General features: G+C 60.9%; 6 protein-coding genes. 4 read left to right on the top strand and 2 right to left on the bottom strand.

Translation table 11 applies throughout. The features are described 5' to 3' along the window. Positions 1 to 43 precede the first annotated feature (43 nt). Positions 44 to 1165 (bottom strand): anhydro-N-acetylmuramic acid kinase, encoded by a 1122-nt coding sequence (locus tag RT613_RS13850; protein WP_313616176.1) that lies wholly within the window; start codon positions 1163 to 1165, stop codon positions 44 to 46. Between the two features lie 149 nt (positions 1166 to 1314). Between RT613_RS13850 and tyrS the strand changes: the two genes are divergently transcribed. After that, entirely contained in the window at positions 1315 to 2568 is a 1254-nt protein-coding gene (tyrS, locus tag RT613_RS13845; protein ID WP_080822940.1) for a tyrosine--tRNA ligase, read from the top strand. Positions 2569 to 2613: 45 nt separating this feature from the next. Here the strand turns inward: tyrS and RT613_RS13840 are convergent, their stop codons facing one another. Then, positions 2614 to 5997: a DUF3971 domain-containing protein gene (locus tag RT613_RS13840; RefSeq protein WP_072494573.1), complete on the bottom strand. Its 3384-nt coding sequence runs from the start codon at positions 5995 to 5997 to the stop codon at positions 2614 to 2616. A gap of 235 nt (positions 5998 to 6232) precedes the next feature. Between RT613_RS13840 and bcp the strand changes: the two genes are divergently transcribed. The 3 genes from bcp (at position 6233) to RT613_RS13825 (ending at position 8930) form a co-directional block, all read left to right on the top strand. Next, positions 6233 to 6700, top strand: a complete 468-nt coding sequence (gene bcp, locus RT613_RS13835) for a thioredoxin-dependent thiol peroxidase (protein ID WP_004442409.1) — start codon at positions 6233 to 6235, stop codon at positions 6698 to 6700. 17 nt (positions 6701 to 6717) lie between these two features. Next, positions 6718 to 7539: a ferritin-like domain-containing protein gene (locus RT613_RS13830; RefSeq protein WP_080822941.1), complete on the top strand. Its 822-nt coding sequence runs from the start codon at positions 6718 to 6720 to the stop codon at positions 7537 to 7539. Positions 7540 to 7631: 92 nt separating this feature from the next. Then, positions 7632 to 8930 carry a M23 family metallopeptidase gene (locus RT613_RS13825; protein ID WP_313616174.1) on the top strand — a complete coding sequence of 433 codons (1299 nt, stop codon included), beginning with the start codon at positions 7632 to 7634 and terminating at the stop codon, positions 8928 to 8930. The last annotated feature ends 8 nt before the right edge of the window (positions 8931 to 8938 follow it).

Genomic DNA, 8938 nt, shown 5'->3' with positions numbered 1-8938 from the left:
CCCGGCAGGGCAGAGGGGGGTAAGCCACATCCACCGTCTTCTATTAAACCTTCACCAAAACCCCACCCGTCACCGGCTCCTTCACCCCCGTCGTACCGGGATAGGTCAGCGGCAACCCCTTCAGCGACCGAACGGCCAGATAGGCCCAGGCCTCCGCCTCCATCGCGCCGCCATCGAACCCCGCCTCTTCAGCCGCAATCACCCGCGCACCGACCTTGGCGGCAAGTTCTGCAAACTCCGCCATGATCACCGGATTGAGCCGACCGCCACCACAGACCACATAGGTCTTCGCCGCCTCCGGCAGATAGCTTGCCGACTTCAGAATGGCGGCCCCCGTCAGATGCGCCAAAGTCCGTGCACCATCGGCCAGCGAGAGCTCACCCTTTTCCGGGGGCGCAAAATCGCTGCGATCCAGCGAACGGCGAATATTACCGGAAAAGAACGGGCTTTCCATATAACGCGCCACCAGCGAGGCAACGACGCTGCCACCCGCCGCCGTCCTGCCGCCTTTGTCGAAGGCCTTGCCCGTATGGGCCTCGATCCACTGGTCGATCAGCATATTGCCGGGGCCGCTATCGAAAGCGGCAAGCTGGCCAGATTCACCGATGAAGGTGAGGTTGGAGATACCGCCGATATTGACGAAGACCGCAGGCGTCTCAAACCCGTCAGGTAGGTTGGCAGACAGCGCCATGTGATAGGCCGGAATGAGCGGCGCGCCCTGCCCGCCATGCACCATGTCATTGGCGCGCATATCGTAAACAACATCGATACCGGTTTCTTCAGCTAGCAAGGGTCCGTCACCGATCTGCACCGTCAGCGCATCATCCGGCCGGTGCAGCACCGTCTGGCCATGAAAACCGATGACATCGATTTCACCGGGCAGAAGCCGGTGACGATGGAGAAAGGATTTCACCGCCGCCGCATGGGCAAGCGTCAGCTTGCGCTCTGCCTCATCAAGATCTCCGGGGCGTTCGTGCCGTTCACGGATGGATTTGGCGGTGACCAGCGCCTTCTGCCAGATGGCCCGCAGGCCGGGATCATAGGGAAAATAGCCGCTTGGCCCATGCCGCACCACGCTCTCGCCATCGGTACGCAGAAGCGCGATATCGATGCCGTCCATCGACGTGCCGCTCATCAGTCCGATTGCCGTTTTCACCTCGCCCACCTGCCGCTCTCCCGCAATCTCGAATCATGCTGACCTTGAATCCCGACATTCATGGCCGAAACGGGTGCACATTTCAAAAAACAATGATAAAGCCGCGACGGTCACCGGTTTTCGATGGCCGTAAAGATCAAACCAGAAAGTAAAAGGTTATGTCCAGGTTCAAGTCCGATTTCCTCCGCACGCTCGATGAGCGCGGCTTCATTCACCAGATCTCCGACGAGGCAGGTCTCGACGAATTGTTCGCCAAGGAAACCGTGACCGCCTATATCGGCTATGACCCGACGGCCTCGAGTTTGCATGTCGGCCACCTCACCCAGATCATGATGCTGCACTGGCTGCAGCAGACCGGCCACCAGCCGATCTCGCTGATGGGTGGCGGCACCGGCATGGTAGGCGACCCCTCCTTCAAGGAAGAGGCCCGCAAGCTGATGACGATCGACATGATCGAGGAGAACATCACCTCGCTCAAGCACGTCTTCGCCAACTACCTCGATTACGACCGTCCCGGCAACCCGGCGCTGATGATCAACAATGCCGACTGGCTGCGCGGATTGAACTATCTCGAATTCCTGCGTGACGTCGGCCGCCACTTCTCGGTCAACCGCATGCTGTCCTTCGACAGCGTGAAGACACGCCTCGATCGCGAGCAGTCGCTGTCCTTCCTCGAATTCAACTACATGATCCTGCAGGCCTACGATTTCGTGGAACTGAACCAGCGCACGGGGTGCCGCCTGCAGATGGGCGGCTCTGACCAGTGGGGCAACATCATCAACGGCATCGACCTGGGTCACCGCATGGGGACACCGCAGCTTTACGCGCTGACCTCTCCGCTTCTGACCACCTCCTCGGGTGCGAAGATGGGCAAGTCGGCCTCGGGCGCCGTGTGGCTGAACAAGGACCTGCTGCCGGTCTATGATTTCTGGCAATACTGGCGCAACACCGAAGATGCCGACGTCGTTCGCTTCGCCAAGCTCTTCACGACCCTGCCGATGGAAGAGATCGCCCGTCTGGCTACGCTCGGTGGATCGGAAATCAACGAGGCCAAGAAAATTCTGGCGACCGAGGTAACCGCGATCCTGCACGGCCGTGCCGCTGCGGAAGAAGCCGCGGAAACGGCGCGCAAGACCTTCGAAGAGGGCGCGCTGGCCGAAAACCTGCCTTCCATCGAGGTTCCGGCCTCCGAACTTGAAGCTGGCGTCGGCGTCCTCTCGCTCATCGTCCGCGCAGGTCTCGCCGGTTCGAATGGCGAGGCCCGCCGCCACGTTCAGGGCGGTGCGGTGAAGATCAATGATCAGGGCGTTTCCGACGAGCGCCAGATGATCGGCACCGGCGAAGTGACCAGTGATGGCGTCATCAAGCTGTCGGTAGGCAAGAAGAAGCACGTGCTGGTTCGCCCGGCCTGACGCCCACACCGAACCTGTCATTGAGGGCCGCGAAAGCGGCCCTTTTTACTGGAACTCGAAAATCTGCCTGAAAACACCGGGCGCAATCAGCGACAGCGGGTTGATCGTCAGCTTCGGCTGGTCCGTCTGGCCGGAAAGCTTGAAGGTAATGCCGAGCAGGCCGCGGTCGCGCCCGTTGCCGAGGAAGATGCCGATAAAGGGCAACTCGCCGAACAGCCGGTTCAGCCCGTAGGCGGGCATGAAGGTGCCGGTCATGTCCATGCGGCCATTCTGATCCTTCAGCAGCCCCTGAAACGTTGCGCCGATCTGTTCACCGCGCACAACCCCGTTTTCCACCGCGATCGAACCGTTGACATACACAACCCGAGCAAAGCCGCGCTGGAACTTCTCCGAACTGACATCGATGTTGCGGCGGACCGCATTGTTGAGGCTCCTGCCATCCTCGCCCGTGGGCGTTGCGACGATGTCCTGCAACTTGGCCTCGTTGACCACCGAGAAATTGCGCAGATCCAGCGAGCCGCTCCAGTCGCTGCCATTGGCGGTCGTCAGTGCTAGGTTGAGAAGGCCGCCACGAATGCGGCTGTAGATATTGGCAAACCGCGCGAGCGAACCCGCATCGCTGCTGGTCAATGTCACAGTCCCCGTCGCGCCGCGATTGGTGGTCTGCGCGACCACCGCCTGTCCGTTGCCGGTCACGCCGCGAAAATCGATCGAGCGCACCTTGCCGTCACGCACGCTGACATCGGAATTGACATTGGCAAGGATCTCATCGTTGAACCCGTAGACCTTGTCAAACTGCGCCTTGATGGAAAGAGATGGCTGCGAACGAGACGTACCATCGCCACCGCCGGCGGGACTGCGCAGCTTCGACAGGAAAGGCCTTAGATCCGCGGATTTTCCGGAAGCATTGATAATATAGCCGTTTTTCGAAGCAGCCAACGAAACGGCATAATTATCGGAGGGCGAAAGCTGCACGCGGCTGAGATCGGCCGAGATCAGACCGCTCTTGTTGAAGGCAATGTCGCCGGCGGCGCCGAAACCATCGCCATCGAGGGAAAAATCCGTGATTGCGGTACGACCGTCCGCCACTTCCATGGTAAAGGCGGCTTTTGCCGGAATGCCGATGCCCTTGCTCCAGCCAAGCCCCGGAAGAATGATCGACGCCTTGGTCAGATCGAGCCTTACGTCCTGGCGTTTGGGATCGGCACCGTCGATCTCCAAAACGGTTGTGCCGCCGAGAACCGAGGACAGCTCCGGCGCGAGTTTGGCGACCTGTGTTTCGGTCAACGTGGCCTTCAGGGACAGGGTGGGAGCCACACCGCTGTTCTTGCGCACGGGCTCCGTCATCTCGATATCCATCGGCACGTCATCGACGCGGCCTTTGCCCTGAAGCAGGAGCTGACGGTCGTTCAACGTCATGAAGCCGTCCAGCGCCGTGACCTTGTGGCCGGCGAAGGGTTTCGTCAGCGACAGGTTTTTCAGATCGAGATCGGCCGTCCACACCGGCGGTGGCGGGTTCTGGCTGGAAAGCAGGCCGATGGTCAGTTTCGCATTGGCTTGCACATCGCCGGCGAAATCCTCCGGCTTGAACTGCGTGTCCTTGAGCGCGTTGATCGGCTTCAGTGTCGCAAGCTCCGCTACGGCGTCTGCGGAGCCCGATACGCTGAGTTCGAGATTTCCAAGCAGAGGCTTGTCATAAACCGAGGAAATCACGAACCGGCTGTTCTCAAGCGCCAGCGAACGGTTGGACGGGAAATAGGACGTCGCCCGCCTGATTTCGACGGCCATCTTGCCGCCTACGAGATCGAAATGCGCATCGACATCACGCAGGGGCGGAATGTCGCCGGTGGTGTTGAGACGCGTATCGTCAATGTCGAAACGAATCTGCATTTCGCTCTCGCCGAGCACCAGCGGGCAACCGGGACCGCACATCCGGCCCTGCGGGATGAAGATTGCGATCGAGCCATTGGTGACCGTGCCGCCATAAAGATTGGAAACCACCCAGTCGCGCGGCTTGTGCGCCATCCAGAAAGGCCAGAGCTGCTTGACCGCCGTGGCCTCCATCTTCGGTATCTGTCCGCCGAAGCTGATTTCGGGCGACCCTTCGCCGAACCGCATTTTCAGCGATCCCGCCATGTCTCCGAGTGGGCTTGTGACATAAAGCGATGAAACGTCGAGTTGCTTCGTCGCGGCCGTGAAGTGACCGTCCGCCTTCAGGCTGAAAGGAACCGGGGCCTCGCCCGAGGCTTCGGACGAAGCAACCGCATCGTCGATGCGGAGGGACAGACCAAAACCCTCCTCCGTATCGCTGATTACGCCGACGACCGGAATGATCGTGCGTCCAAGTTCCACCCGCGAGTTGTCGATGACAAGCGTGCTTTTTGCGAAATCGTAGCGCGCGTTCACAGTGCCGGCCGTGAAGGGCTGGGCCTCGCCGCCGATCCGAAGCGTGCCGTTACCGAGGCCGAGCGAGATGTCGAGACGCGGCTCCAGCCCCTCCTTGGCCCGGCGGGCAACGATGTTGATGCCCGTCTTGACATTCAGCCCCTCATGGAGGTTGCCGTCCGGATCGTATTTTTCCAGAAACGGGCCAATGTCGAAGCCATCGATACGGGCCTGGAAACCGTCGATCACGCCGCCCGCACCTGAGGTCTTGAGTGACACGCTGGCGATTTCGCCGTTGAACAGCGTTTCCCCGTCAAGCGAATAGCCGCCCTGCTGGTCTGGCGTCAGCGACAGTTCCCGCACCTCGATGGTGCGCGGCTTTCCCAGTTCGCCCGGTGGCAGATGAACGGAGACGCTGGAAATATCGATTTCCTCGGTTCCGCTGCTCAGGAAAGCCTGTGCCAGCTTGTCGAGCTGCCCGAAGGCTTCCTGCAATTGCAGCGGCACGGCGTCGAGCTTGACGCTGGCAAGATCGAACCCGTTGCCCTTGGGCAAAAGCGCCGTATCCAGCTCCATCCCGTCGGCTTCTAGGCTCTCCACCGACACGCGACCCGCCAGAAGCGCGAGGGGATCGAGCGCCATGCCGATCGCCCGCGCCCTGCTCAGATGCTGGCCGGATTCCTTCTCGACGATATCCACATCCTCCGCCACCAGCGCAAGGCGCAGTCCGGTGGAGAACCTGATCGCCGATGATCCGATTCGCGCGCTGTAATGCGGTCCGAGCGCCCGTTCCAGCGCCTGCTGCGCCTGGCTGGACAGCGCATTGTCAATCGAACCGGTCTCGACGGAAAGAATGATGCCGCCGATGGAGAGGAAGGCGAGCACGAAAAGAGCCGCGAAAACCTTGAGGAAAGCACGCGCCATGGAACGCGGCGGCGGGCAATGCACGATGATGGGATCCTCGGCCTGAGCCGAAGGCAGATCGTGCAGCGCAACGATATCGCGCCTGCCGAACTTGACCTTTTCACCCCTGACTTCAGCCATACGCCCGTATTTGCCCCTGAATAGCTCTTGTTTCGCCGCAACACCGGAGCGGGATGGCGAAAAGTGTAAGCGGTCCTCGTCTGGAATCCCGCTCAAATTCCTTAACCCGGATCACGGTTGGGATTTGAGGTCGAAACGATCTGAAATCCCAATCGTGATCTGGACGACGCGCGGTTTCGCTATATATCGAATGTGGCAACTTTCACTCAACATCCCGGCGAAAGAAAGGTAGATTATGACAGACTTGACGATTGGCGGCCCGGCTCCCGATTTCACTTTGCCCCGCAACGGTGAAGGGACGGTGACATTGTCCAAACTCCAAGGCAAGGCCGTCGTTCTTTATTTCTACCCCAAGGACGACACGTCCGGCTGCACCGCCGAAGCGATCGATTTCAGCGCGCTGGGCGGTGAATTCGAAGCGGCCAACACGGTTGTCATCGGCATTTCGCCCGACAGCGTCAAAAGCCACGACAAGTTTGCGGCAAAACATTCGCTTTCCGTCATGCTCGCGTCTGACGAGGAGAGGAAGGTTCTGGAAGCCTATGGCGTCTGGAAGGAAAAAAGCATGTATGGGAAAAAATACATGGGTGTCGAACGCACCACATTCCTCGTTGGACCGGACGGCAAGATCGCGGAGATCTGGAACAAAGTGAAGGTCGCCGGCCATGCCCAAGCCGTTCTCGACGCAGCGAAGAAACTCTGAGGGACCAACCCGTTGTGATGCCCCCGTTCAAAATCATGTCGCTGCGCGGTGGTGCGACGGATGCTATCGCAAGCGCCGATCTCGACAGGAAGACCGCGCTCGCACAGGAGACGGCGACACGGTGGTTGGAGCGCCGCCTGTCGCTGCGCTCTCCGCTGGACCCGCCCCTGCCAGAGCGCCCGGGCAGGCCGGAAAAGCCGGAACTCGTTCCGCCGACCGCAGTGGAACGCCGCTCGCTTAACAGCGTCAAGGGCCGTATCGCGCTGCTGCACGCCATTGCCCATATCGAACTCAACGCCGTCGATCTCGCGCTCGACATTGTCGCCCGTTATGCCAGCGAGCCGGTGCCGCATTCCTTTTTCGATGGCTGGATGCAGGTCGCCTTCGAAGAGGCAAAACATTTCCGGCTGGTGCGCGACCGGCTGAGAAGCCTCGGTGCAGACTATGGCGATCTGCCCGCCCATGACGGGCTGTGGCAGGCGGCGCATTCCACCCGCAACGATCTCACCGCACGGCTTGCCGTCGTGCCGCTCATCCTCGAAGCGCGCGGACTGGACGTCACCCCTTCCCTGCAGGCGAAGATGCGCGAAACCGGCGATCTCGAAAGCGCCGCCGTTCTGGACGTCATCTATAATGACGAAAAGGGCCACGTCGCCATCGGTGCAAAATGGTTCCGGTTCCTCTGTGCCCGTGAGAAGAAGGATCCGGCCGCAACCTTCAGGCAACTGGTGCGCGCCAATTTCCGCGGCCCTTTGAAACCGCCCTTTAATGACGTTGCCCGCGCCGAGGCCGGCCTGACGCCATCCTTTTACCGCTCGCTCACATCCGTCAGCCAGTAGCCGACGCTGCCGAAACTCTACTCCGGCAAAACTTCGTTAACCTTAACGAATTATGATTTCCTTCAAGAAATCGGCTAGTCCGGAGAGAGATTGTGACTGATACGGCGGAAAACCGGGTATTTGGCAAAAAGCGTGAGCCGCACGTGCTCATTCTCGCGCGCGGCGACAAGGTGCGGCACATGACCATCCGGCCGTGGATGGCGGCGCTTGCCGGCTGCACGATCGGCCTTTTTTCGCTCGGTTATCTCGGCGCCACCGGCTACCTTATCCTGCGGGACGACCTGATCGGCGCGACAATGGCGCGCCAGACCCGCATTCAGAACGATTACGAAGACCGCATCGCAGCCCTGAGAGCCCAGGTGGACCGCGTCACCTCCAGGCAGTTGCTGGATCAGCAGGTCGTTGAAAAGAAAGTGGAAAAGCTTCTGCAACAGCAGGCGGCGCTGACCTCGCGGCACGGCCGCATGAGCGAACTGCTGGAACGCGCGGAAAACTCCGGCGTCGCGACGTCGCCGACAGCACCCTCGTCCCTTTCAAACGCCATGGCGCCGGAAAAGCGCGCCGATCTGTCGGGCGGTCTCTCGGCGATCGAAAAGCTGATGACACCGCGCGCACCACAGCCGGAACAACCCACCGCGAACGACAGACGGGCTGCTTACCAGCCGGAAGGCGGCGAGACGCCCTCGGACCGCGCCGATCGCGTATTTTCAAAGGTAACTCTGTCGCTGAAGGACATCGAGCGCCAGCAGATATCGCGGATAGCGCAACTGACGAGCGACGCCGAAGACAAGGCGAGCGCGATGCAGGACATTATCCGCCAGGCCGGGCTCAAGATCGATGAGAGCGGCACCGCCGACATGGGCGGACCCTATGCGGAGCCAGAGCGCGGCGAAACCGATCCCTTCAGCCTGTCGCTGACCAATCTCGACACCGCTCTCAACCGGCTGGACGTCGTCAGGGAAACGGCGACGACCCTGCCCTTCGGCAACCCGGCACCCGGCAGGGCGATCACCAGTCGATTCGGCAATCGGATGGATCCGTTTCTCGGCCGCCCGGCGCTACATACCGGCATCGATTTTCGTGCCGAAACCGGCGCAGACGTCAAATCCACCGGCGCTGGAAAGGGGACGGTGGCGGAAAATTCCGGCGGTTACGGCAATATGGTCGAGATCGATCACGGCCAGGGCGTCTCCACCCGATTCGGCCATCTCTCCGCCATTCTGGTCAAGGCCGGCGACCGGGTCGAAGCCGGCGACGTAATCGGCCGCGCCGGCAGCACCGGCCGTTCCACCGGTCCGCACGTGCATTATGAAGTGCGCCGCAACGATACGCCCGTGGATCCGATGCGGTTTCTGATCGCCGGGGCAGAGCTTAAAACCTATTTGAAATAGCGTCTCGG

Source organism: Agrobacterium sp. (assembly GCF_032092815.1).
Taxonomy (GTDB): Bacteria; Pseudomonadota; Alphaproteobacteria; order Rhizobiales; family Rhizobiaceae; genus Agrobacterium.
This window is presented reverse-complemented; position numbering and strand designations above follow the sequence as displayed.